Source organism: Novipirellula caenicola (genome assembly GCF_039545035.1).
GTDB lineage: Bacteria > Planctomycetota > Planctomycetia > Pirellulales > Pirellulaceae > Novipirellula > Novipirellula caenicola.
This window is the reverse complement of sequence record NZ_BAABRO010000024.1, coordinates 21,946-48,011: the sequence shown is the minus strand read 5'-3', so window position 1 is coordinate 48,011 and position 26,066 is coordinate 21,946. Positions and strand designations below refer to the sequence as shown.

Genomic DNA, 26,066 nt, shown 5'->3' with positions numbered 1-26,066 from the left:
CCGCGAACGCTACCCAAGGGGAGATGGCATTGGGCCAACGCCGCCGGGAGAGATCCGCGGACCCTACTCGGGGTGATCCGAGCAGCGGACCCGGCCGCTTCGGTCAAGCTGAAACGCTCGGCTGGTCACCGGACATGTCGGCAGCGTGCGGCCCGCGTAAACATCGGTGGCGATTTCTCGCATGCTTGACGAGGGGGCGCTACCGGTGTCATCGAGATACGCCTGGACGTGATGTTGCAGCAACTCTCGGGCAAGTTGGCAGCTGCGATCGTGAGCCAAATCGCCAGGCTGTTGCAGATGCCGGATCCCGATGATGGCAACGGTTGCCGAGATGATCAGAACCGCGATCACTTCGATCAACGTGAATCCTTTTCGCAGAGACGCCATCACTCGAGTACCTCAAACATGTGGAACATCGGGGTGTAAATCGACAGCACGATGCCGCCAATCGCGACCGCCAACAGGATCGTCAGCGTCGGTTCGAGCAGTCCGACCGAAGCATCGATCCGGGTTTCAAGTCGTTCACGTAGATGCTCGCAAGCTCCCCGCAGCGCTTTGGGAAAATCGCCCGACTGTTCACCCACCGCGACTAACTGACAAAGCGTGGCTGAGAAGAAGTGGTCATGGTTACCGAGTTGTTTACTCAATCGTTCGCCTCGTAGCACGCTGCGCCGGACCTGGTCGACCGAGGCACGCACCTCGCGATTGCGAACACACTCCACCGCCACTCCGACCGCATCGGCAGGCGTGTAGCCGCACTCGACCATCGACGACATGCCTTCGACAAATTGCAGCACCGCAACGTCGCGAAGCCAGGGGCCGACCAGCGGCAATTTCAGCAGCAATGCATCGGCCATCCGGGCGAGTTTGGGACGCGAACGAATGATCGAAAGCAGTGCGACCAGCGTGATGCAAAACGGAACGACAAGCCATCCGTTGTGGATCACTTGCCGGCTCATTCCGGTGACCACTTGTGTGACCACCGGCAAATCGACCCCGCTACTTGAATAGACGGTTTCAAATTCGGGCACCACGACGACACACATAAAAATCATCAGCCCCGCACCGGCCACCGTAATCAGCACCGGGTAGCTAACCTTTTTAATGATTCGCTTCTTTAATGCGACGCTTCGTTCGAGTTGTTCGCAAACACGACGCATCGCTTTTTCGAGCGAGCCACTTTTTTCGCCGATGCGGATCTGCTGGACTTGCATCGCAGTAAACGTGCGTGGGTAACGCTGCATCGCGTCACTGAGCAGTCCACCGGCTTCGATTGTCATGCGAAGCCGAACCAGCACGCTGCGGTAACGAGCCGACGATCGGTCTGCCGCCAGCGAGGCAAGTGCCTTGGGTAGCGACAATCCGTTTTCAAGTAACATCAACAGCAAACGCAACAGATCGGCGAGCGGAACCGGAGGAATTCGTGTCGAATCACCTGGCTTTTTCTTTCCACCCACTTCAATCGAGTGCAGCTTGCGCAACAACCCGATCACCCCGCCGCCCGTAGAGGCGACGGAATTAGAACGAGGGTTCAGCGGAACAGGAGAGGTTGCCATGGTTCGGAATCTCAATGAATTAGGAGCTAAACGCACACCGTGTCGATTTCTCGCGATCCGCCGATGATCGGTTTGGATTCGGTTCGGCGGCGGTCACCACTGGTTTTGAAGTACACCTCTTCGAGCGACGTGCGACCGGCAACGGCTTGTTCAAGTCCTGCGTTGGCAAGTCCTACCATCCCAGCGGCGATTGACATTTCGTACAGCTTGGAATGAGGCACGCCGGATTCGATCGCCATCGTGATCTCGGGCGTGATCGGCATGATTTCAAAGATCGGCAAACGACCCGAGAAACCGGTTCCCAAACACTTCTTGCAGCCTTCGCCGCGGAAAAAGTCGACCGACCGCGAAATCGTTTCATCGGGATCCAACGCATCGAGCAGGTTGCGATTCGGAGCGACCGGCATCTTGCAGTTTTCACACACACGGCGGAGCAGTCGTTGGGCGACACTGCCAAGCAGCGAGCCCGCGATCTTGAAGTTATCCACGCCAAGGTCGCTCAAACGCTGAACCGCTCCGACGGCATCGTTGGTATGCAGCGTGCTAATCATCAAGTGACCGGTCAATGCGGCTTGAACCGCCGTGGTCGCCGTTTCGCTGTCGCGAATTTCGCCGACCATGATCACATCCGGGTCCTGACGCATGATGTATTTCAGTGCGTTGGCGAATCCCATCCCAAACTCGCTATCGCTTTGCACCTGGTTGATCCCCGGCAATCGATATTCGACCGGGTCTTCGACGGTGACGATGTTTCGATCGTCGCCATTTAGATGTTGCAGCACCGCGTACAAGGTCGTGCTTTTGCCACTGCCGGTTGGTCCCGTGACGACAAACATCCCGTGCGGTTTGTCGATCATTTCACGAAGCGACGCGAGGTTGCGAGGCATCATGCCCAACCCGTCAAGCGAAAACGTTTTGCCGCCTTCATCCAGCAGCCGCAGGACCAACTTTTGTCCATCGACCGTGGGAATCCCACTGACCCGAAACCCTACTCGTTTGCCATTTTCGTAGACATTCAAATGACCGTCCTGAGGCCGACGATTCTCAGTCGTGTCCATGTCGGCCATGACCTTGATCCGGCTGATCACCGATTCTTCGATGTGATTCGGGATCGTCATGACTTGTTGCAGTTCGCCATCGACACGATAGCGAACCCGCATTTCGGGTTTGAAGGGTTCCAAGTGAACATCGCTCGCCCCCGCGGTTGCCGCGCCGGACAAGATCGCCTGCACCAACCGCACCACCGGCGCGTCCTCTTGATCAACGCTGACGATCGATGGATTGACGTCGTCGCCAGAGGCTTGTAATTCACGAAGTTCGGCAAGTTTCATGTCGACGATCGTTTGCCGAGCCACACTGCGGTCATCGTAGACACGGCAGTTGAGCGCCTCGATGTCTTCGGCTAACGCCACCGCCGGTTTGATTTGGTAGCCGGTCATCAGCTCGGCTTCGGCGATCGTTTCGATATCGTCCGGCGCGACCATGGCAAGAATCAATTGGCGGTTTTCGACCTTGATCGCGCCCGATTGACGTGTGCGGGCAAAATCCTCGGGTAACAAGCGAGCGATCTGAGCGTCCACGGCGGTGGCGTCGATGTCGATGTACGGCACCGCGAACTGTTCTGCCAGCGCACGGCCGAGCTGGAGGGTCGACAGCAATTTTTGGCTGACCAACCAATCGCCCAACAACACGCCACGTGGCTTGGATGCAAACGCCGCGTCAAGCGACTCGGCACTCATCACGTTCTGTTCGATTAAGACATCGCCGAGTCGTCGCATTTTGTTTTTCCGCTCTGGAATGGTGTTTTTACGTTTAACGCCTTACCGGCTGCCGACCACGTTGGCAGCGTCTGAGACGAGGGCGACGATCTTTTGTTCGAGCACGACCGGATCAAACGGAGTGATCAAGTAATCTTGTGCTCCTGCGTAGAACGCGCGTTCGACCGTCTCGAGACTCGGGTCAAGTGACACCACCAAAACCGAAAACACTTCCCCGCCGAACTCGCCCCGCAATCGCGACAGCCATTCCAGCCCGTCGCCGTCATGCAGCGCCGTATCGACGATCACCAGATGAGGCGGTTCGGTCCGGATTCGATCCATCGCTTCACCCCCGGTGCCAACCGCTTCGATTTGGTAGCCAAGCAATTGCAGCCGAAACGACATCAATTCCGAGAGCACTGGTTCGGATTGAACCAGCAGGATTCGTACACCGGATGAATCAAACATCGGAATGTCTGCTCGAGAGGTAAGGGAAGTGAAACGGCTGCGAGGGTGTCAATCACGCGGGAAGAACGCGCTGAACTGTAGGTTGCAAACAGAGAGCGGGCTGGGAAATACGGGGGCATTCCCCGGCTCATTTGTGGGGAATCCGCTCGTTTTTTGCTGCTACCACTTCGGAGTACCCCGCGACCCGCCTTGCCATCCGTCGGACCCGGATAACCGTTGTAATCCGAATCCTTTGACCGCCGCGGTGATTGGTTGCACTGATTTACACAGTTCAAGGACAACCCCCTCTGTAGCGTGTTGCAGGTTTGAGTGAGGTCCGCGGACGTTCGATCGATGCTGCAAATTTTTGAATCTGAGCAGCGTTTGCGAAGGTTGCTGCGGACCCTCAACGCGCGGGGCATGGCGCTAGCAACATCGTTAACGATCGGCACAGCACTAATGTGCTGGGTCGATCGAACGGTCCAAGCGTAGACGAATGGAAATTCGGGGGCCTACCAATTAGGAAACAAGGCGTGTTACGGATCTATTTTGCATCGCTGAAAGTCGCGGTTGCGATCGTTTGTGTTGGAATCAGCCTGATACTTGGCAGCAAGTTTCTGGGGTTGATGCCCACGTCGCTGCACGACAACGGTCGCACGATCATGCGATTGATTGCATTCTTTATCGTTGGAGGCATCGCGGCGTACACCCTGTTGGTCGTCCGTTTGTTCGGATCCTTCGAGGTGACTCAAGTGGTGACAGACCGAGTCCGCCAATCGTTGGACGCGTTGGCCGAGGGTTTGGTGATCCTGGATGACGCCAGCCGGATTGTGCTGGCCAACCGATCGTTTTGTGACACGATCGGTTTGAAGAGCGAAGATTTGGTTGGTCGGCGACTCGATTCACTGGGATGGGTGTGCAGTCGTTTGGCCACGTCCGAAGATTTTCCGTGGGCTCGAGCGATGAGCGAACGCAAACGCTACATCGATCAATTGATGCGGTACCAACATCCCGACGGTTCGTTTCGATTTTTAGCGATCAACGCCTCGCCGGTCGACAACAATGCTTCGGAAGCCGGCGGTGTCTTGGCGACATTTCGTGATGTGACCGCAGTCGAAGAGCATCGTGCTGAAGTTGAACGGTTGCTTCAGATGCTGAGAAATAGCCGAGAGGAAATCTCGAACAAAAACCGCGAATTGCAAGTTCTTGCGACGCAAGATGCCTTGACTGGTTGTTTAAATCGTCGTGCGCTGTTTGATCAGTTCGATTTGATTTGGAAAACGCTCAATCGTGCCCAACCGATGCTGGCCTGTTTGATGGTCGACAACGATCATTTCAAACAGGTCAACGATACCTATGGACACCACGTCGGCGACGAAGTGTTAAGAGCGGTCGCCAGGATTTTGCGTGAATCGTTTTCGCGTCCCGCCATTGTGTGTCGCTACGGCGGCGAAGAATTTTGTATTTTGATGCCGGGGGCCAGCGTCAGCGAGGCGATTGAGGCGGCTGAGGTGGCTCGCCAAGCGGTCGCCGAACAATCGTTTGACGATCAGCCTGAGCTGAAAATCAGTGCTAGCATCGGTGTGTCGCATCTGCAGTTTGGTGCCGACGACCCGCAATCGTTGATCAATCAGGCCGATTGTGCGCTGTATGTTGCCAAGCACCAAGGACGCAATCGCGTGGTGGTGTACGGCGAACCAGAAGCGAAATCGGCAGCCCGTGCCGAGGAGAATTGCGTTTGCATTTGATCCGCATTCGGATCATGAGGGATTCCGGTGTCGAGCTTTAGAACATCCCGCCACCGCCCATCCCGCCGCCACCCATGCCACCCATTCCCTGCATCGACATTGGCATCGGGACTTCGACCGATTCCAAAACCGGATCGGGGCCAAAGTGCGATTCACGCAGCGTTTGCAGCAGCGTTTCGATTTGCTGGTGCACGTCATAAGTGGTTGAAATCAGCAGCGCCGGACGCGTCGATTGAAACGGTGCCATCGTCGAAGCCCCCCCCAACGCCTCCCATGTATCAGGATCGATCGTGGTTTGGATCAGCGTGGTGATGGCGCTGAAATTGCCTGGGACCACGCCGGTGCCTTCGAGCCAGTAGATGCGAGTGAGAAGTTGTCCCTCCGCAGCTTCGTGCGTCGTGATGGTCAACGTTTCGCCTTGGATTGTGAAGATCAGATCGAGATCACGAAGGATGATGTCGAGGATGCTTTGCAGCTGAACAGCAGCGGTTTTTACTGTGACCGGGACATCCTCCGTCAGCCCGATTTCTTCCAATGCCCGGCGGTCGATTCGCCTGGATAGATCCGAGTCTGTCGAGAGTGAATTGAGGACTTCATTGAGTGGAGTGTCAGCAAACTCGACCTGTAGCGAACGCGCCAGCGCTTCGGCGACTCTTTTTTCTGCGGCTTCGTCGACGTTAATCCAACGTGACACCCCAATCCCTTTGTGCACCAGTGACGCGGTGTCGGCGGTGATGACCACGCCATCGTTTTCGATGGTGGCTCGCAGCCCATGCGGCCGCAACATCTTTCGCAGTGCCGTCCGCAGCGGAAGTTCGCTCGCGTTTAGCTTGATTTGAGTTTCACTTTCTTTGAGTTCCGCAAACGCGACGCCGCGATCGTCGATGATGACGGGAACCCCTGTGATCGATTCGAGTTGTGCAGGAAGCTCGTCCAGCGTGGTCGCGAGATCAAAGTCGAAGGATTGATCCATGGCCCCAATTGCATCTTCGGCGACGTCACCGACGGGATCGGGAACCACCGTTTGTTCGGCCCACATCGTGCGTGTTCCTGCCGAGAACCCCTTGCTGTCCTCTTTCTCGTCCGCCGCTTTCTTACTCAGCGGTTTTCGTTTGGGTTGGTCTTGCGGTTCGCTGGTGATCACCGCTCCGCCGCCTCCCATGCCTCCCATGCCGCCACCCCCACCAAACTGAGCCACATGGCCGGGGAACGTGATCGTTTCGGGTTGGTCGCTGGGTTGGCCGGCCGAGCCCGAGACCATCATCAAACCCAGAATGGCAGATCCGGCGATCAAGCTCGCGAGTGTCGTTAACAGGGATGGCATCAGTCGGGTTCCTTGCGAGAGTAGGGAGTCGAGAAGATGAGGGTCGACAGCAGAATCGGGAAGATCGCCGCGATGCAGCGAATCGATCAGCGGTTCACTGGCCTGGGCCGCCGTCGTCGTGGAAACGGTCAACGCGTTGGCGGCGGCAAAGGCCAAGACCGGAACGACGCCGCGTCGCCGCAGCCGATCGGCGAGTAGTTTTTTTCCGCGTTGCAATCGGCCTCGCACCGCACCGACGGTGGTCCCCAGCGATTTGGCGAGCGATTCAAGCGTGCTGCCTTCGTACAAGTGCATCACGATCGCGGCGCGGTAATGTTCGGGCAGTTCGGACAGTTCTTCGTCCAGCACGATCGCTTCGTGCCGTTGGGTCAAACGGTCCAGCGGATCGTCGGTGTTGGCAATCGGTTCAGCCATGGTTTCGGTTTCACGTTTGCACGATTGAGTGACCGCCACCGCGGCACGTTGGGCGACACGGTGCAGCCATCCTGCAAGTCGTTCGGGATGGCGGATTTTGTTGCTATTGCGTGCCAAGTACAAAAACGTCGATTGATAGGCGTCCTCGGCATCGGCGTGCGATCGGCAGCGTCGCCGACAAACGCTCAGCACCATCACGCTGTAGCGGTCCACCAACGCCGCCATCGCTGCAGGCTCGTGGTCTTGATTCCAAGCATCGAGCAGATCGGCGTTGCAAACACCGCTCAGATCGTGTGCGGCAAGGGTTGCGTCGGAGCCCAATTCGGTCGTTTCTTCGGTAATATTCATGGCATCTACTACTGTAGTGCGGCGAGTCAGGCGAGGTGCGCGCGGAAAATCCAAATTTTTCGCTGCATCGATGATCACGACCGTGTGCCCTACGAGTACTTCTTGAGGGTCCGGTGCTCGCTGTGTAATATACGTTTACGGTGAACATTTGCCCCTCAATTGGCTCGGTTTCGCTCGGTTTGCGACTCCGGTTCGCTGTCGACAAGGCTCGCTATCGGCGGATGCAGATGAATTTGGTGTAACGATTTTGATGAGTTCGCGTGGCACGCTGCTTCGGGTCGCAACGTCGTCGGGAATGCGAGCGGCGGGATGAGTGCCAACCAAGCCAGTCCACACAAATGGCATCGACTCGACCTACCATGAACGACTGATGGCTGGCCCAATACACTCCTCTAAAAACCTGCCGACCCGAATCACGTTGCTTGAACGGGGACAGTCCGGAAAGGACCATCCGGATTGGAACGAGTTGCTGCAGTACTATGAACCGTTCATTCAGCGGTTCCTGGTCGGAATCGGGACCGCGCCGTCGGATCTGGACGATGTCTGCCAACAGGTGCTTTCGCGAGTTTGGCAGGAACTGGTCAACTATCGCCGAGTCGAAGAGAAGGCGCGGTTTCGGACTTGGTTGACCCGCTTGATCATGAACGTCGCCGCCAACGATTACTGGAAACGCAAACGGGCCAAGCGGGTGGGCAGCACCGATGTCCACGATCTCGAAGACGTTCCCTATGATTTACCCGAAATCGAGCAACGCATCGAAGCGGAGTGGCAACGGCACGTGGTGCATTTGGCATTGGATCGGATGAAGCAGATTTTCTCGGGCAATGCGATCGAAGTGTTTCTACGTAGCGCCGAAGGTGAATCGTCGGCAGAAATCAGTGAATCGCTCGGGGTCAGCGTGCAAAGTGTTTATGTCTTAAAGAACCGTGTGAAAAAACGACTCGCCCACGAAATCAAAGTGCTACGCGAACAGCTTGAATTCCCGGACTCGCCCTCATGAATTTCCAGCCAACCGAATCCTCCGGCGGATCCCGTGATGACTCGCATCGCCGAATCGATCCCTTGGTCAAGCTTCTTTATGATGCATCCGAGGAAATCACGTCCGAAGAGATTAATGATCCGTCGGCGTTTGACGAACTCTGCCCGCTCTACACGTCGATCAGCAAAATCACCGACCGCTACCAAGATCCCGAGTTGATCGGTCGCGGAGGAATGAAAGAGGTCTTTCGTGTCTATGACGCCAAGACCGTACGCCACGTCGCGCTAGCCAAACCACTCGCGAAATTTTCACACGATCACTTTGACGCGTTCTTACGCGAGGCGCACATCACAGCGCGGTTGGAACATCCCTGTATCATCAATCTGTTTGATATGGATATCGATTCCGATGGACGACCGTTCTTTACGTTAGAGTTCAAGCAAGGTCGCTCGCTACGAGCGATTCTCGACGAGTTGCGGTACGGCCGCGAGTGTGATCGGTTCACTTTGAGAAAACGGTTGATGCTGTTCCTGCGAGTTTGCGAGGCGATCGCGTACGCTCATTCCCAACGGGTGCTGCATCTCGATATCAAACCCGAAAACATTCAAATCGGTGAATTCGGCGAGGCCCAAGTTTGTGATTGGGGGTTGGGGGTCGTCATGCCAAGTGACCAAACGCAGCATGATTCCGAGGTGTTGCTCGATCCCGATTTGTATGGCCCGCTGTTGGATACGGTAAAGGGAACCCCAGCCTACATGTCGCCCGAGCAGGCTGACCCGATGACGCGCAAGACGCCGCAGATGGATATCTACTCGCTGGGTTGTGTGCTGTGCGAGATGGTCACGCTGCGGTCGATCGACAAATATCGAAAGTCGCGGCCACCGATCGATTCGGCACTTGCGGCGATGATTGACAAAGCCACCGCGGATGATCCCGCCGATCGCTACGCCGACGTGGTGACGCTGCAAGAAGACGTCTCTCGCTTCTTGGCGGGATTCAGTCCCTCAGTGGAACAAAGCAGCATCTTGCGCGAGGCCGGATTGTTCTACCGCCGCCACCGAGATGTTTGCGCCGTGACATTAGGGTCACTCGTCATCTTGTTCTTGTGTTTGTCGTTCTTTGTCACGCAGCTCCGCCAAAAACACCAAACGGCCGTTGCCGCTCGCGCGGACGCAGAAAAGGCATGGATCCGCGCCGATACCGAACGCGCCTTGGCCACCGTGGCTCAAAAGACTGCGGAACAGGCGAAAGAACGTGCCGAAGAGTCACTGGAGAAATACATCGTCGAAAAGAATCGATCCGAAGAACGTCTGCAAGCTCAGGTGGAATCGGCCATCGCTGTGTCGGATCATCTCACCAGCATTCCGCTGATCGCTCATGATACGTTTGCGACCACGGTCAAACTTTCGATGAAACACCTTGATACGGTGCTCTCGAACACCCCGCCACCGGAATCCAGAGTGTGGCATAAGAAGTTTTGGCTGTACTTCTTGATGCAAGACTTTACCTCTGCGACTCGATTGCTTGACGAAGAGAAGGGGGTAGAGCCTGACCTCGCCGAATTTGCGCGAGATTACAAGGACGAGGTAAACGAGCAAGGTTTTCTCGACACCGATGACTTCGTCCAATTGCTCCGCAAACTATGTCGTTCCAGCCGCTATCGCGCACCGCTAGCGGAAAAGATGATGATTTATGATTTGGAATATCCGAGATCGATCGAGGACCGAGTTCGAATCGTTCGCTTTTGGGTCATGATCAACAATCACAAACCAGACGATCTCGAACTCCGATACGACATCACGACGCGAACGGTGCGGCTGCGTGGCAGTGTGTGGTCGCTCACCCGAACGCTTTCGGCAACGTGGCCACCAGGCGTGCGAGTAAACCTTCTGTATACGCTCGATCCAAAGAACCTTGATCTGCGTGGGACCAAGATCACGGATCTCTCGGAACTGAATGATCTCGATCTGTTGGAGCTCGATATTCGGGACACCAAGGTGACCGATTTGTCGCCGCTCGCTAACAGCCGTAGCCTTCGCCGCGTGATCGTTGCGGACGGCCAATTCTCGGAACCGCAAATCGCGATGCTGCGAGATTCGATCGAAGTCGAAGTGGCCGGGCAAGAGTAACAGTTCCATCGCAACTTGACTCGCGAGCTGTCGAGTTATCCACTGGCGGGCAGTCCGGCTGCCCATCGATCCACCCAGCCCCGATCCACCTTGCCCCGGTCTATCCTGCCCGATTGCTCCACCCAATCGAGCCTGCGGCGGACCCCATCAAAACACGCAGCTTCGCGCGAGGGGGGAGCAACCAGATTCTGCGGAGCTGACCTCACATGCGGCAGCGCCAACTATGCGCAATCTCGATCGCATACAGTCTGCAGCGCATAGCGGAAAACACGGTAAAAATCGTGGTGGATGCTACGCGGCGGGATCGCTGTTTAGGCCGGTGAGACGCCGCTACAGAGGTCTGAGGTGGGAGAATTTTCAAATAATTCGGTTTGTGCTGTTAAGGAACGAAAATTCCGTTTGTTTAACGTGATAGCAGCCGCCTTTAGGTGGTCCTGTACGCGTCGCAAGTCACAACTAATTCACGTGGCTTGTGGCGGATTGATTGCCCCCCAACCTACATCCAAATACATACTAGGAACTCCCCTCTTATGAAGACCTTTGCCCACCTCATCATGGCGATGACGCTTTCGGCACCTCTCTTTTGCACCCTCGGCTGCAGTGATTCGAACGCACCGGTCAACGTTGTCGAAGGTCAATCACGCGAAGACCTGGACGCCCAAGCAGGCGCGATCTCGTCCGAATATGAGCGATCCGCCGAGGAAGCGGCCAGCGATGGGCCAACCGCCGAAGAAAAAGCGATGAATCGGTCCTAGCCCGCCGGGATTTTTTTTCCCGTTGGTTACTCCCCTATTACCCATGCGTTGCCAGTCGTTGGGACTGACGAACGCAGTAAATTCATTGATATTGATTACGAGAGAACGAAATGAAACAACCATCCCCTACCCCGAATCGACCCAAAACCGACGGTTTTACGCTGGTCGAGCTACTTGTCGTGATTGCCATCATCGGAGTATTGGTCGGGCTGCTGTTGCCCGCCGTGCAAGCGGCACGTGAAGCCGCACGCCGCATGAGCTGCAGCAATAATTTCAAACAAATCGGTCTTGGAATTCACAACTATCATTCGGCCTACAACCAGCTGCCGATCAACATGACCGGAACCGATGCAGCGGGAAGCGGTAACGGAGCCGACCAAAACAATATGGTCTTGAGCTGGCTTGTCGGTCTGACTCCCTTCGTCGAACAACAAGCAATGTGGGAGCAGATTTCGAATGGAGTCGACTCCGAGGGCGACCAATACCAACCGATGGGACCTTCGCCATGGTTTGCGGGTTTCGCCCCTTGGGCGTCGGACATTCCATCGTTCCGTTGTCCGAGTGATCCCGGCATTGGCTTGCCAGCGTTGGGCCGAACCAATTACGCCGCGTGCCTTGGCGACAACCCACGCATGAGCCATGACGGCGGAAAAAATCGTAGCGGCTTCTACGATTGGTCGGGTAACGATGCATGGCCAGGCTGGAACGCCGAAAACGATGCATGGGCCAGAACGACCAGCGACTTGAGCCAAGTTCCCGCGTGGGTCCGTGGCAGCAACCGAGGAATGTTCTGGAACCGCCACTCGACCCGGTTCCGCGACACGCTCGACGGCCTTTCCAATACCATCGCCGCCGGTGAAATTGCAACCAGCCTGGGGAATAAAGAGATCATCGCCGACATGGCCAACAGCGTTCACTACGCCTCGCTGTTCACCCCCAGCCGGTGTACCAATTTGGCGGATCCCGAACGCCCGCAGCACTACCCCGCATCGCAATCCGTGCTCAACGGAAGTTCACGGGAACGCGGATATCGCTGGGCTGACGGACGTTTGCCCTTTGCCAGTGTGCATACGGTGCTTCCGCCTAACGGCGCCAGCTGTATCACCAGCGGTGGCGACGGAGGCCAAGGTATCTCGACCATCGCAAGCCGCCACCAAGGTGGTGCACATGTGCTGATGGGCGATGGAGCGGTCAAGTTCATCACCGATTCGATCGACGCAGGCAACAGCGATGCTGATCCTGTGCAAAAGGGAGAGCAAAGCCCCTACGGTCTCTGGGGATCCCTCGGCTCGCGTGCCGCCCGAGAGACCATCTCGGAAGAATTCTAAACCCTCTTGGGTGAATTCAAGTAGCCAAAAGCAGCCTGCAGTTTCCAGACGTGGTCGGTTTCGATTTGGCCCTTTGTCGAACGGCTTAAGTTCGAGCGGCCCATTTTCGAGCGGCCCAATTTCGAGCGGCCACGTCCATCAAGGGAAACGGGCCGCGTCGAACCGGCCGCTGCTGAACCGGCCGCTGCTGTGGATCGGAGTCGTGCCTGGATCGTCTGGGCCAAGCTCGATTGGCTATGCCCACCAGAGCTCGATTCATCAGTGCGGGGACCGCTAATGAGCTTCATTGCGATCGATCAACGCGATACAGGCAGGCAGCAGCGTCAAATTGACGATCGTCCCAAGTAACAAGGTGGCGGCGACCAGCGTGCCAAACGTGGCGGTCGGAATGAATTCGCTGGTCGACAAGATGCTGAACCCGAAAACCAACGCACAGGTCGCCAGCAAGATAGGGACTCCGACGCGTCCGGCTGCGTGCGTGACCGCCACCGTGATCGGATGCCGGTGTTTGCGGTAACGGCGATAGATGGCCAACAGGTGGACCGACCCATCGATCGTCAATCCGATCGAGACCGCGGCAATCATCGCCGCGCCCATGTTGATCTTGCCCCCGATCCATCCCACCGTCGCAAGGACCACAAACGCAGGTAGCAAGTTGGGCAACAACGCCGCAGTCGCCAACCGAATCGATCGAGTGGCGATCCACAACAACAACCACACCAACACGCCGGCAAATCCCAGACATCGCCACTGGTCACCGACCAATTGCGATACCAATCGCGACATCATCACGTAATAACCGGTAACAATCGGCTGCGATCCAGCCGGACGTGATTCAGAAGAACCAGCTTCGGTGGAACCCGATTCGGCAGTCGGAGTGAACGTGGTCTTCCATGCGTCGCTTTGCGTGTGTTCTTCGACAATCCGCTGGACCTCGGCAATCAGCCGTGTTTTGGCTTCTGCCGGCAAGTGTTCTTCGCTTCGCAACATGATTCGCAAGCGACGCGGTTGGGTTTCGGCAGAGTTCAGCAGGGCATCGACAAACTCTGGCATCGTGGCTCGCATGCCCGTCATCCGCAGCGACGGCGGAGCAAATTTCAGTAGCGGGGCTTTGCCGACCACGTACTCCGCGTCCGCCATGCTCAACACCTTGGTCAACTTGGTGCCATCGAGATCAATGCCACGCAGGTCCTTTTCGATCATCAGGACTTGTTTCAAGTAATCGCGACTTAATTGTGGCGGCGCCGGCAACAGGACGTCCCAAACCCCCGCGCCGCCGAACTGCTGCTCGACCTTGTCGTACGCAAGCACGATCGCACTATCGCTGCGGAAGTTGTTCAAAAAACTGGTTTCTGGTTGGGCTTGCCATGTCCCCACGACCGAAACGCCCAACAGTGCGAGCGCGAACGTGACCGCGATTTTTCGTCGTGACACAAACGCGGCCGCGATCTTGGTGCATCGCCGGCTGACGCTGCGTGTCATTCGTCGCTGCATCCGGTGCAGTGATTTACCGAAACTCAACTCCGGCAACATCATCGTCACTCCCGCGAACAACACGATGGCGATAAAAACGGCGATCGAGGCGATGGCGATCATCGCACCAAATTGACGCACCGGCAGGATCCGTGATGACCCCAGCGCCGCGAACCCGGCGGCATCGGTTAAACACGTCCACAGGATCGGAACGATCAATAGCGAAAACGATCGTCGTGTTGCGTCATAGCGACTGAGCCCCTTGGCTTTGGCGTCCTGGAACTTTGTTCCTAGATGCAACACCGCTGCGACCGCGATCACGGTGATGATCGCGGGCATGATCGTCGAAACCAGCGATTGTTGTAGCCCCAGCAGCACCAATGTCGCTTCGGTTACGACGATCGACCACACGACCACCAATCCGGTCAAGGCAACAAAACGCAGGTCCATCAAGGTCACCAGCACAACGATGCTCAGCAGGATCAGCGTCACGGTGGTCAGTTTGCGTCCGTCCCGTTCAATCAAATTGAAACCATCGTGGATCAGCACCGGTTCACCGACCACGACACCGGGTTCGGCGATCGCTTCGAATTGCTCGGGAAGCTTGTTGGCGATTGCTTGCAGCGATTCAATCGCCTCTGGAGGATGTTTCGGCGACAACATCACCACGACCGCAGCGAGATGGTGGTTGTCGGAATGGGTGTAGCCTTCGAACAGATGTTCGATACCGCGAGCGACAAGGTCGTCTCGCCGAGCCAACCCAGGAACGTCCGATTCGCTGCGAAAGAAACCGCTGGGACGAACCTTTTCAACGGCGGCGTTGAGCGTTGATGGTGATAGAACGCCATCGACGCCCGGGATTTTTCGAACTTCCGACTCGATCGCGGCGCTTCGCCGCAGCCCTTCATTGGACATCAAATCGGCGTCGGGATAGACCATGATCGCAACCGCATTGCCGCCGAACGAATTTTGCAGCGTTTGGTATTCGACCAGCGTGGGATCGGTGGGCGAAAACATCGCCGTGATGCTGCGGTCCAGCTCGAGTCGCTGTGAAAACGGCCACGCAGCGGCAAACAGGATCAAGCCGATCAGCGACAATCCAATGCGGAACTGAATCAAACGCGAAGCCACGCTGGCGGGCTTTTGGTTCATGCGGGGCGGTTTGTTCATCGTGCTCGCTCGCAGTCCATGCTAGGCTCGGCTAATATTGCGGATATCAAATTGGCTCTCTCGTCATCGATTCCTGCATTGCTCATGCCCACTTGGACTCCATCCGCTTTATCAAATCGAATGAAATTCGTTGGCATCATCATGTTAGCGTTGGTCGTTCGAGGCGGAGTGGTGCTGAGCAACCTTGACCAATTTGATCAAGATCCCGACGCATATCGAGTGATCGCTGAAACGCTTTCCAAAACCGGGGTGTTTGGGCTGCCCGCCGCGAGCGCCCCAGGATCCCCCGCAGTCGAGTCGGCCAAGCCAACCGCCTTTCGTCCGCCGCTTTATCCCTACCTGCTTTCGTGGTTGACAGTCGATCACCACGTCAACGATTTGCTAGTGGGTTTGCTGCACGTGGGACTCGGGGTGCTGACCGCTGTATGCACTTTATCGATCGCGTCACGATTGATCGACGGGGGACGTTTCGGGAACGCCAGTATTTTTGCGGCCGTGTTGGTGATAATCGATCCCATTTTGGTCCAACAATCCACCCTGGTGATGACCGAAACCATCGCGGCGACCCTGGCGACGCTGGTCGTTTGGTTTTGGGTGTGCCGCTGGAAGCCGTCACCGACGCTGGCAAATGCGGTGATGCTCGCGGTTTTGCTTGCGTTGACCTACCTTTGTCGCCCCACGTTCTTGGTGTGGGCGGTGCTGATGTTGCCTGCAATCTTGTTCAGCACGAAAATCTGCTGGACTCGCCGAGTGGCGTGCACGGTTGCCGCTGCAATGATCATGGGGCTGGCCGTGGGATTATGGACCGTTCGAAATTGGAACGCGGTGGGGCATCCGGTGTGGGCGACCAGCCACGGAGGCTACACGCTGTTGCTGGCCAACAATCCCTCGTTCTACGACTACCTTCGCCACGGCAAGTTTGCCGAAGCCTGGGACGCCGAACCGTTTCTCGACGCATACGCACATCGTTTTCAAGGCGATCCGACAAGCGAGGCGTTTTGGCAAACCGATTGGTCCAATCCGGCGCAGACGTTGCCGGAACCGCGACCGCTGAATGAACACCAAGATGACCAGTGGTCGTACCAGGCCGCCAAGGCAACGATTGCTCGCCAGCCGTCCATGTTCGTTTGGTCTTGTTTCGTTCGGCTCGGGCGATTGTACAGTCCGATGCCTCATCATGTCCCCGGCCGATCCTGGCCCCCGATTGTGATCGTGACGCTTTACTACGTGGCCTTTTGGATCGCGACGCTCGTCGGACTGTTTCGGCTCAGACGCGTTGTGTTGACACCGCCGTGGTGGGCGATCATCACGTTGGTCATCACGCTCTCTGCGATCCACTCGATTTACTGGAGCAACCTGCGGATGCGGTCACCGATGATCCCCTCGCTGGCCGTCCTCGCCGCTGCCGGTCTGGTTCGGCCCCGTATCATCCAGCCGTTTCTCGTCGACCAGGATGCGGACTGAGGCAGAATCGAGATCATCAAATTGCCCATGGCGGATCGACCAAATGCAGGCCACCAGCGCCGATCCCCCCAACAGCAATGCAATCGGCAACGCGATCGTCAAAACACTCATATGACGGGTTCCATGGTGGGAGGAGGACTTGTTCGTGGCGACGATTTTGATTGATTCGCATCCGCCGCCGCTGCATCGACGACTGGCGTGGCAAGCGTCATCGTCAATACGGTCAATGAACTGATTGGCATCAAGATGGCCGCGATCAGCGGGCTGATGATTCCCGTCATCGCCAACACCGCGGCAATCCCATTGTAGCCAATGGAAACTGCAAAATTTTGCCGAATCGAACGAGCGGTTCGTTTAGCGGTCTTCGTCAGCGTGACGATGCCTTCGAGCCGGCTGTTGCCAATCAAAATCGGTGCCGCCGCAAGACTTGCGTTCGCTCCGCCTCGAAGTGCCACCCCGACATCGGCTGCCGCCAAGGCCGCGGCGTCGTTGACGCCATCACCGACCATCGCGACCACATGCCCGTCTTGTTTCGCCCGCTGGATCGCCGCTAACTTTTGTTCGGGAGATTGGTCCCCTAAGGCGAGCTTGGCGTCGATGCCCAATCGATTAGCCACTTCACGCACAATCGAGCCGTGGTCCCCCGACAACATCGCGACCTTCCATCCGCTATCACGCAATTGAGCGATGACTTGCTTGGCTTCGCTGCGCAGCGGGTCGCTGACGCCAAAGAGGGCCTCGATCCGTTCGTCCACCACGACCAAGATCGGCGTGGACCCGGATGCCAGGATCGTTTCGATCTGTTCTTGCTCGAGCGGACATACGGCGAGGTCCAATTGATCGACCAGTTTCAGGCTGCCGATCGTGAAACGTCGTCCTTGCACTACTCCTTCGACGCCGACGCCGACGCGGTTTTGCACGTCGGTCGCTGTGATCGAGTCGACGTCGCTGTTTCGTTGGTATGCGGCGATGGCTCGGGCGATCGGATGTCCGATGGTTGATTCGATCGCTTGCACTCGCTGCAAAATCTCTGCTTCGCCGAACCAGTGTGTGACTTGCATCCGCCCTTGCGTGAGCGTTCCCGTTTTGTCGAAAAAGATCGTTCCGGGTTTCGAGAATTGTTCCAGCGATTCACCCGAGCGAACCAGGATGCGTCGTTCGGCAAGTCGGCCGACCGCAACGGCAATCGCCAGCGGAGTGGCCAACGCCAACGCGCAGGGACAGGCGACAATCAGCAAGGCAACGCTGTGATTGATCGCAAGCGACGGATCGACATGCCACCATGCAGCAACGGTGACGACCGCCAGCACCATCACCACGCTGACGAACCATCCACCCACGCGATTAGCCAATTGAACGATTGGAGTTTTGCTTGCTGCCGCCTCGGCAACCGACTGAGAAAGCGCACCAAGCCGAGTGGCTTCGCCCATGGCGGTGGTTTCCACATGAATGACCGACTCGATGTTTTCTGTACCGGCTTCGACATCCGATCCAACACCGATCGCGACTGGTCGACTTTCCCCGGTCAACAGCGATCGATCGAGATGCGATTGTCCTCGAACTACGCGTCCGTCCACCGGAATGCTTTCTCCAGGTTCGACGCGGACGATGTCGCCTGGCCTGATTTCGGATGCCGGAACACGCGTCAGCCTTTCATCCTCGTCCACTCGCGTGGCCGCATTGGGCGTCAAGTTTAGGAGGGCTGAAATCGCACGTCCGGCGGAGTGCTGTTGACGAAGCTGCACCCAGCGACCGACCAACAAAAAAAACACCAGCGTCGCGATCGAATCGAAGTAAACTTCCGACGAAGTCTCGAACAATCCATAGATGCTGGCGATCACCCCGGCGGATAACCCAAGGGCGACCGGCAAATCCATGTGCGGTACTCGCAAGCGAATCGAGGCCACCGCGCCTCGCAAGAACACGCGGCCTGGAAAGATCACCGCGGCCACGCCCAGCCCCACGCCGGTGAACCGCAGCAGATTGCGTTGAGATTCCTCGATTCCCGAAAACGCTCCGGCGTATAGCGCCACCGCAATCCACATCGCGTTCATCGCACAAAAGCCAGCGATCGCAACATCGACAAGCAGCCGCCGACTCTCTTGGTTGCTGGCGTTTCGTTCGTCTGATTCATCAAGCGGCACCACGCGATAACCGATCGTTTTTAGCAGCCGTCCGAGTTGGCTGAGTTTGACAACGCTCGGATCGTAAACCAATTCGACCGATCGCGAATGCATTTGCACCGATGCAGAATGCCATCCGGCGACATGATTGGGGGCTTGCTCGATTAACCATGCGCATGCGGCACAGTGCAGCCCGCGGATCGATAAGCGGACCCGAGCCAATTCGATGCCGTTGGGGCCAATCCCCTGTTTGACCACCGAAGGAAATAACAGTTTAGGATCGTCCAGATCGTCAAACGAATCGCGACCTCGATCCTCGAGCGTTTCAGAGGGACCACAATCACGCAGTGCGTAATAGTCCTCGAGTCCCCAGCCATGAATCAATTCCCAGGCCCCTTTGCAGCCATTGCAGCAGAACGCGGGCGCAGAATCATTGTCGGGCTTGGGAGCGGGCAAGCCACAATGCACACACTCGACCGTTTGCCCCGTTTGCAGGGGGTCCGTAGTCGAGCTCATGGGTCGACCGTTTGGGGTGAGAGGGCATCGGTGCTGGCACAACAGGGGCACTCGCTCGGCTGGCCGTCAGAAACCGTTTCAGCACAGCACGGCAGCGGTTCGTCTTTCAAATCGATCAGCGACGTTGTCGTGATTTCATCGCCAAGCGTCGGAGCCACCAAGCTCGAAACGTCCACCGCCGCACGACCGGTGACTGTATAAAGTCCGGTCACGATCAGAAACACACTCGCCGCGATCGGCAACATGCCTCGCAGCTTCGGCGTCAACGAGTGAATGCCGACCAACATCGTGGTCAGCGCTGGAAGCGTCCCGATCCAAAAGGCGAACATCACAACCACTGCGGGCAACACGCCACCGGTTCCCGCAGCGACCAATACAAACAAATACAACCAACCGCACGGTAACCAAGTCGTGATCAAGCCGCCTAGGTAGGCGCGTGACACCGCGGTTTGCCGATCCAACAGCGGTTTGAATCGCTTCAGCACCGCGGCGACCGTCGAAGGCCCCGAGGTCGTTGCCGAACTCAGCAGCGGGCGGTTAAACCGCGGGTGCAATTTTGCCAAGCGAAACAGTCCGACGGCGATCAACAAACTGCCGGCGACCTTGGCCGCCGCCGATTGGAAACCGACCATGTCGCCACCGATCGAAACGGCGGCTCCTAAAATCCCCGCCGCCGTGCCGGCGATCAAATACGTGCTCAGCCGGCCAACGTGGTACGCACTGATCGTCGCCCGGCTTGATCCGCCGCCGGTGACCCACAGCGCCAGCGGTCCGCACATGCCAACGCAATGCAGACTGCCAAGCAAACTCGCTACCATCACCGCCATCGCCAGCGTCAACACGATTAGTTTCCCTTCGTCAGCCGACGCTGCGTTTGAGTGACGAGCATGTCCTGCGAATGGACAAATTGTTGGTCTTGGTCATTGGTGACGTCGATCTCGATTTTCCATAACCCATCCGCAGAGAAACAGTCTTCGGCAACGACCACGCCGTTTGAGTTTGGCTGAATCGAAAACGTTTTCACCTCCGCGGCGCGGGCGTAGTGATACATGTGGATGGTTCCCGATGCGATTCGGATCGGTTTGCCATCGGTGTCGGACAAAACGCCCTGCAGCGTCGCGGTGTGTTGACCCGGAATTGGCACTAACGTCAATTTCCAACCGAGTTCGCGTGAGACGCTTTCGGATTTTCTGTGGTCATCCCATTCAAGCGATTTCTGGTAGTAGTCGGGAAGGACTGCGGCCGACGGATCGCCGGTGGCCAACATGATGGCGACGACCCCCACGGCGACTTGTAACGACAACAGCCCAACCACCAAACCGCCCCAACGAATGGCGGCGTTGCGATTGGCGATGCGGTTGAATTCGGGCATGCGGTTCGTTGTGGTTGTCTTTTCGATCATCGTCGTGGACCTAGTAATTGCATTTTGAGGGTGCGCTCGTTGCCGGCGTCATCGCGAATTCGCAGCTCTCCTGCGACATTGCCTCCAGGGCCAAACACTTCCCCCGGAACTTCGACCACCAACGGGACAAGTTCGGTTGCGTTGCTGTCCAGCTTGGGACTGTCGTCACCGATCTCGCGAATGATCGCCGACTCAGGCTTCACCACCTCGACGGTGTATTCACGCGGTTCGTTGCTGCGGTTGACGAGTCGCAATCGGAATTGGTTGCTGACGTTGCCGGTCACATGTCGGTGAAACGGGTTGCCTTTGCCGCGAATCAAACGAGCATCAAACGCGTACTTGGTCGACAACACGGCAAGGAAACCGATGCCCACCGCCACAAGCAACATGGGGTAAGCGACGGTGCGAAAGCGAAAGAATTTAAGTTGCTTGCCATCCAGGGCGTCTTGAGAACTGTAGCGAATCAGCCCCGTCGGTTTGCCCACCTTGGTCATCACATCGTCGCATGCATCGATACACTGGGTACAGTTGATGCATTCCAATTGCAATCCATCGCGTATGTCGATCCCGGTCGGGCAAACGCGAACGCATTGGTGGCAATCGACACAGTCGCCTGCGCCATCGCCCGCCACATGTTTCCCTCGTTTGCGAGGCTCGCCCCGTTTCGTGTCATAGGCGACGATCATGCTTTGCCGATCCAACATCACCGATTGAAAGCGTCCGTAGGGACATGCAATCAAGCAGAGTTGCTCTCGGAAAAACAGGAAGTCAAACAGCATCAAGCCGGTTGTCACGCCCATCACCATAAAGGCCGCGGGGTGTTCGATCGGTGAGCTGCGGATCCACTGGGCAAGGCGATCGGTGCCGACAAAGTATGCTAAAAACGTGTGGGCGAGAAACATGCACAGCACCACGTAGACGGCCCAGCGAGCGATCCGCCGCCAACCTTCGATCGGTCGTTTGGCTTGTCCCCCTTTGCCCACGGTGCCCTCGAACCAACGGTCGATAGGCCGGAACAGGTATTCCATGTAGACCGTTTGCGGACAGGCCCAACCACACCAAATGCGTCCGGTCAACGCGGTGGCCAACACGATCGTCAAAAACACGCCCAGCATCACCAGCGCCAACAACAACGTGTCGGTGGGCAAGAAGACATGGCCCAAGAAAACGAAGCGTCGGGCCGGCACGTCCAACAAAATCGGCGGCAATCCTCCGATGCGAACGTGAGGCAACACGACGAAGAAGGCGACCAAGCCGTAGGCGATCCAGCGTCGCCATTTCCACCAAAACCCGGTCGACAAGGTTGGCCGCAGCCAGCGCCGTGAACCGTCTTTTTCAAGCGTGCTAAGCACATGATCGGGTGACTCGAGCATGCTGCTGTTGGTTGATTCGCTGCCTGAAATCACCGGCAACTGTTTTGCATCATTCATCGTTACGCCTCCTTCAATAGAAGCGGAAATAACTGCAGCGGTTCGTTTCGGTTTGTGATTCGAACCGGATGCGTGTGCGGATTTTTCCGCGGTGGCGACAAGTACTCCGGTTGCCGGAGCCTCGCCGCAGGGATTGCCAAGTGATGTTGGCAATTGGGTTCGTTAGGTCGATGCCTTTTTAGGTCCCGTCGACGCAGCGTCGTCGGTTTCATCGTCCGTGTTTGCTTCCTCATCGGAAGTTTCTTCCTCCGGCGGCGCTTCGGGCCATGGTGGGATCACGCGTCCTTCGGCGGGTTTGCCGTCGGCGACTTCGGTGCCACGCAAACTAGCGACATAGCTGGCGGCCAACACCAATTCGTTGGGGGACAGTCGTGTTTTCCAAGCTGGCATCGCTCCGCCTGCCGCCCCGTTCTCGAGGACGTGCAAAATATCGCCGATGTCTTTTACGTTCTTGTATGCTTCGTCGGTCAGGTTCGGGCCAACCAAACCGCCGCCTTCCGCCCCGTGACAGGAAACGCAATTGGTTTTGAAGACCGATTTGCCAACACGCAGCCAATTGGGTTCGTTCAAAAATTTCACCACGGTGGCACGATCCATCTTCAATTCGCCGATCTCTGCGAATTGCAAACGGATGTTCTCCGCGAGTGCTTTGTCATAGCGTTCGGTGGCCGTTCGTCCTTCGCCTCCGCCGTGGTAGAACGCGGCGTAGGGAAACGCAAACAGGATCGATCCGATGAACATCCATTTCCACCAACCCGGCAGCGGATTGTCAAACTCTTGGATGCCGTCATAGGCATGGCCGGTCAACGGATCATCCGGGATCTCGCCCACGATCGGCTCTTGCTCGACACCATCTTGGTTTTTCGGATTATTGCCCATCGCGAGGAGTCTCCACATTGTCGGATAGCGGGATAGCTGCAAATCGGTCGGTCGCGTTACGCGACAATCGCATCGTGGCGAAGAACATCAAACCGAAGGCAAAGCAGAACAACGCCAGTGCAATTTCTGCACAGTCGCTGTAATCGATGGCTCGGATCACATCAGTAAGCATGGTTCAAATTCACTAGGCGTGAGAAATTCGTTGTTGTCTCGCGGTCCCGTCACGGAAGTCCGTAGCGGCTTGTTGTTTTAGTCGTACGATGGACTTCCTAGTCCGTCGAATTCGCCATTGACGGACTAGGAGGTCCATCCTACACCCCTCGCCACAGGAACCTTCACTAAATCAACAAGCCGTCAAGACGTTCGTTGGTTTTACCAAAAGCTCCCCGTCGCAATCTCGTTACCGAGCCGCCACCTCTTCGGCAGCGGGTTCTTCGGCCGTGGCCGGATCTGCCGGCGTTTCTTCTTTAGCTTTGGGTTCCGGGGTCGCGAAGATGTCCGTTCCCACACGCTGCAGAAACGCAATCAATGCGATCGCCTTGGTATCAAACGTCATCAGCTCGCCACGTTGCACGGGCCCGCCTTGCGAGACCACGTCGGCGGCGATCACCTCGGCTTGCTTGCGAGCAATGTCGGCGGAATCGGCGATGTCAAAGTCGTAGGGGGCTCCCAACGCTTGGGCGGCCCAAACGCGATCGGGGATCATGTCAAAGTTGATCTTTGTGTCGAGCAAATGGATGTAGCTTGGCATCACGCTACCCGGTGACACCTGCTGCGGATCCTCTAGGTGCAACCAATGCCACAAACTGCTCTGCTTGCCCCCTTCGCGAGCCAAGTCGGGACCGATGCGGCGGCTGCCCCATTGGAACGGACGGTCATAGATGAATTCGCCCGCCTTGCTGTATTCGCCATAACGTTTCGTTTCGGCTACAAACGGACGCACCATCTGTGAATGACAGTTGTAACAGCCTTCGGCGACAAAGATGTCGCGACCGGCAAGCTCGAGCGGCGTGTAAGGTTTTACCGTCGCGATCGTGGGCACGTTGCTGCGAATCAAGAACGTCGGAATGATCTCAAACAGACTGGCAATCACGACCGCCAACGTGGTCAAAACGGTGAACCGTACCGGCAATCGTTCCCAGCGGCGGTGCCAATCCATCTTGCCAAACACATCAAGCTTTTTAGCCGATTCCAGCACCGGGACGTTATCCAGTGCACTGGTCGTGTCGATCGTTTCTTCCGGCACTTCCTTGGACAAACGCGGCGTGTGGTAAACCGGCACTGCGTAGGTGGGTGGACGGGTGGTCCAGGTCATGAACCAATTGACGGCCATGATCAAGATGCCCGAGACAAACAGCAGGCCGCCCAGCACACGCAGCCACCATAGCGGCACGATCGATTGGATCGTTTCGATGAAGTCGGGATAGACGAGGTTTCCGGTTTCGTCCATCGCTCGCCACATCAAACCTTGCATCAAGCCGGCGGCGTAGATTGGCACGATGTACAGCAGAATGCCGATCGTTCCGATCCAAAAGTGAGCCGAGGCCGCCTTGGTGCTCCACAACTTGGTTTGGAACAACCGTGGCAACAACCAATACAGCATTCCGAACGTCATCATGCCGTTCCATCCGAGGGCTCCGGCGTGAACGTGAGCGATCGTCCAATCAGTGTAGTGGCTCAGCGCGTTGACGCTTTTCACACTCAACAGTGGGCCTTCGAAAGTTGCCATCCCGTAGAACGTGACTCCGACGACGAAGAATTTCAAAACGGGATCGACGGCGACTTTTTGCCAAGCCCCACGAAGCGTTAGCAGTCCGTTGATCATTCCGCCCCATGATGGCATCCACAACATCACGCTAAACAGCATCCCCAGCGTCGAAGCCCATTCGGGAAGTGCGGTGTAATGCAAATGGTGAGGTCCAGCCCAAATGTAAATGAACACCAACGACCAAAAGTGGATGATCGAAAGCTTGTAGCTAAAGACCGGTCGGTTGGCCGCTTTGGGCAAAAAGTAATACATCAAGCCAAGAAACGGAGTCGTCAAGAAAAACGCCACCGCGTTGTGGCCGTACCACCACTGCATGAACGCGTCTTGGACACCCGCATAGATCGGATAGCTTTTGCCCAGACCGATCGGAACGACGAGGTTGTTGAAGACGTGCAGTACCGTCACGGTGACAATCGTGGCGATATAAAACCACAATGCCACGTACATGTGCCGCTCGCGACGATGGATCAGCGTCATCAAGAAATTGATGCCAAAGAACCCTGCCCACACGACGGCGATCGCCAAATCGATTGGCCACTCTAGTTCGGCGTACTCCTTGCTTTGCGTGATCCCCATCGGCAGCGTCGCAGCCGCCGCGACGATGATCGCTTGCCAACCCCAGAAATGCAGCCGGCTTAACGCATCGCTCCACATCCTGGCTTTGCACAATCGCTGGGTGCTGTAGTAGACGGCCGCGAAGATCGCGTTGCCTGCGAACGCGAATATCGCCGCGTTGGTATGTAGCGGACGAAGTCGACCAAAGCTCAGCCATTCCAGTTCGCCAAAGATCTTTGGCAAAACCAACAAGATCGCGACGATCAATCCGACCAGCGTGGCGACGAGACCCCAAAACAGCGTCGCCGTCGCGAACTTCCGCACGATATCGTCGTCGTAGGAATAGGTATCGATTTGAGCGTCAAGATTCGCTTCGCCTTCATGTTGTTCAGGAAATCCTGAATGAGTCTCGATCGACAAGTGTCTCTTCCTTTGATCACAAACGAGTGGTGCGAGCTGAAAGGTTCAGCCAACGGTGAGGTTCATTTTCGGCGAACGCGA

Annotated in this window: 20 protein-coding genes; 6 read left to right on the top strand and 14 right to left on the bottom strand. The window is 56.8% G+C overall.

Annotated features, from left to right (window positions below):
• Nucleotides 1-63: 63 nt before the first annotated feature.
• The 4 genes from ABEA92_RS27855 to ABEA92_RS27840 are packed head-to-tail and all read right to left on the bottom strand — an operon-like array spanning nucleotide 64 to nucleotide 3,781.
• Nucleotides 64-387 carry a competence type IV pilus major pilin ComGC gene (locus ABEA92_RS27855; RefSeq protein WP_345688525.1) on the bottom strand — a complete coding sequence of 108 codons (324 nt, stop codon included), beginning with the start codon at nucleotides 385-387 and terminating at the stop codon, nucleotides 64-66.
• Nucleotides 387-1,556, bottom strand: coding sequence for a type II secretion system F family protein (locus ABEA92_RS27850; RefSeq protein WP_345688523.1), 1,170 nt, complete (start codon nucleotides 1,554-1,556; stop codon nucleotides 387-389). Before ABEA92_RS27850 ends, ABEA92_RS27855 begins: the two co-directional genes overlap by 1 nt.
• Before the next feature lie 26 nt (nucleotides 1,557-1,582).
• On the bottom strand, nucleotides 1,583-3,334 hold the full coding sequence (locus ABEA92_RS27845; RefSeq protein ID WP_345688521.1) for a GspE/PulE family protein: 1,752 nt from the start codon (nucleotides 3,332-3,334) through the stop codon (nucleotides 1,583-1,585).
• 42 nt (nucleotides 3,335-3,376) lie between these two features.
• Nucleotides 3,377-3,781, bottom strand: a complete 405-nt coding sequence (locus tag ABEA92_RS27840; protein ID WP_345688519.1) for a response regulator — start codon at nucleotides 3,779-3,781, stop codon at nucleotides 3,377-3,379.
• Between the two features lie 512 nt (nucleotides 3,782-4,293).
• On the opposite strand from ABEA92_RS27840, the gene ABEA92_RS27835 reads away from it, so the two are divergent.
• Nucleotides 4,294-5,508, top strand: a complete 1,215-nt coding sequence (locus ABEA92_RS27835; protein ID WP_345688517.1) for a GGDEF domain-containing protein — start codon at nucleotides 4,294-4,296, stop codon at nucleotides 5,506-5,508.
• 37 nt (nucleotides 5,509-5,545) lie between these two features.
• On the opposite strand, the gene ABEA92_RS27830 is transcribed toward ABEA92_RS27835, so the two are convergent.
• On the bottom strand, nucleotides 5,546-7,594 hold the full coding sequence (locus ABEA92_RS27830; protein WP_345688515.1) for an RNA polymerase sigma factor: 2,049 nt from the start codon (nucleotides 7,592-7,594) through the stop codon (nucleotides 5,546-5,548).
• A gap of 370 nt (nucleotides 7,595-7,964) precedes the next feature.
• On the opposite strand from ABEA92_RS27830, the gene ABEA92_RS27825 reads away from it, so the two are divergent.
• From ABEA92_RS27825 to ABEA92_RS27810, 4 genes are all read left to right on the top strand, one after another.
• Complete coding sequence (locus ABEA92_RS27825) at nucleotides 7,965-8,594, top strand: RNA polymerase sigma factor (RefSeq protein WP_345688513.1); 630 nt, start codon at nucleotides 7,965-7,967, stop codon at nucleotides 8,592-8,594.
• Nucleotides 8,591-10,702, top strand: coding sequence for a protein kinase domain-containing protein (locus ABEA92_RS27820; protein WP_345688511.1), 2,112 nt, complete (start codon nucleotides 8,591-8,593; stop codon nucleotides 10,700-10,702). Before ABEA92_RS27825 ends, ABEA92_RS27820 begins: the two co-directional genes overlap by 4 nt.
• 530 nt (nucleotides 10,703-11,232) lie before the next feature.
• Entirely contained in the window at nucleotides 11,233-11,457 is a 225-nt protein-coding gene (locus ABEA92_RS27815) for a hypothetical protein (RefSeq protein WP_345688509.1), read from the top strand.
• 110 nt (nucleotides 11,458-11,567) lie between these two features.
• Nucleotides 11,568-12,785: a DUF1559 family PulG-like putative transporter gene (locus ABEA92_RS27810; RefSeq protein ID WP_345688507.1), complete on the top strand. Its 1,218-nt coding sequence runs from the start codon at nucleotides 11,568-11,570 to the stop codon at nucleotides 12,783-12,785.
• Between the two features lie 273 nt (nucleotides 12,786-13,058).
• Here the strand turns inward: ABEA92_RS27810 and ABEA92_RS27805 are convergent, their stop codons facing one another.
• Complete coding sequence (locus ABEA92_RS27805; protein WP_345688505.1) at nucleotides 13,059-15,428, bottom strand: efflux RND transporter permease subunit; 2,370 nt, start codon at nucleotides 15,426-15,428, stop codon at nucleotides 13,059-13,061.
• Nucleotides 15,429-15,548: 120 nt separating this feature from the next.
• Here ABEA92_RS27805 and ABEA92_RS27800 point away from each other — a divergent pair, with 120 nt between their 5' ends.
• A complete protein-coding gene (locus tag ABEA92_RS27800; RefSeq protein ID WP_345688503.1) occupies nucleotides 15,549-16,892 on the top strand; it encodes a hypothetical protein in 1,344 nt (447 codons plus the stop codon).
• Here ABEA92_RS27800 and ccoS read toward each other — a convergent pair.
• The 8 genes from ccoS to ccoN all read right to left on the bottom strand — a co-directional run bounded on the left by ccoS (nucleotide 16,797) and on the right by ccoN (nucleotide 25,979).
• On the bottom strand, nucleotides 16,797-17,003 hold the full coding sequence (gene ccoS / locus ABEA92_RS27795; protein ID WP_345688501.1) for a cbb3-type cytochrome oxidase assembly protein CcoS: 207 nt from the start codon (nucleotides 17,001-17,003) through the stop codon (nucleotides 16,797-16,799). The two genes, ABEA92_RS27800 and ccoS, sit on opposite strands and share 96 nt — an antisense overlap.
• Complete coding sequence (locus ABEA92_RS27790; protein WP_345688499.1) at nucleotides 17,000-19,531, bottom strand: heavy metal translocating P-type ATPase; 2,532 nt, start codon at nucleotides 19,529-19,531, stop codon at nucleotides 17,000-17,002. Before ABEA92_RS27790 ends, ccoS begins: the two co-directional genes overlap by 4 nt.
• On the bottom strand, nucleotides 19,528-20,373 hold the full coding sequence (locus ABEA92_RS27785; protein ID WP_345688497.1) for a sulfite exporter TauE/SafE family protein: 846 nt from the start codon (nucleotides 20,371-20,373) through the stop codon (nucleotides 19,528-19,530). Before ABEA92_RS27785 ends, ABEA92_RS27790 begins: the two co-directional genes overlap by 4 nt.
• A gap of 2 nt (nucleotides 20,374-20,375) precedes the next feature.
• On the bottom strand, nucleotides 20,376-20,933 hold the full coding sequence (locus ABEA92_RS27780) for a FixH family protein (RefSeq protein WP_345688495.1): 558 nt from the start codon (nucleotides 20,931-20,933) through the stop codon (nucleotides 20,376-20,378).
• Nucleotides 20,930-22,363 carry a cytochrome c oxidase accessory protein CcoG gene (ccoG, locus tag ABEA92_RS27775; protein ID WP_345688493.1) on the bottom strand — a complete coding sequence of 478 codons (1,434 nt, stop codon included), beginning with the start codon at nucleotides 22,361-22,363 and terminating at the stop codon, nucleotides 20,930-20,932. The genes ABEA92_RS27780 and ccoG overlap by 4 nt, the downstream gene beginning before the upstream one ends.
• Before the next feature lie 162 nt (nucleotides 22,364-22,525).
• Nucleotides 22,526-23,242 (bottom strand): cbb3-type cytochrome c oxidase N-terminal domain-containing protein, encoded by a 717-nt coding sequence (locus ABEA92_RS27770; protein ID WP_345688491.1) that lies wholly within the window; start codon nucleotides 23,240-23,242, stop codon nucleotides 22,526-22,528.
• Nucleotides 23,232-23,414 carry a hypothetical protein gene (locus ABEA92_RS27765; RefSeq protein ID WP_040769101.1) on the bottom strand — a complete coding sequence of 61 codons (183 nt, stop codon included), beginning with the start codon at nucleotides 23,412-23,414 and terminating at the stop codon, nucleotides 23,232-23,234. Before ABEA92_RS27765 ends, ABEA92_RS27770 begins: the two co-directional genes overlap by 11 nt.
• Before the next feature lie 228 nt (nucleotides 23,415-23,642).
• Nucleotides 23,643-25,979 carry a cytochrome-c oxidase, cbb3-type subunit I gene (gene ccoN, locus ABEA92_RS27760; protein WP_345688582.1) on the bottom strand — a complete coding sequence of 779 codons (2,337 nt, stop codon included), beginning with the start codon at nucleotides 25,977-25,979 and terminating at the stop codon, nucleotides 23,643-23,645.
• Nucleotides 25,980-26,066: the final 87 nt, after the last annotated feature.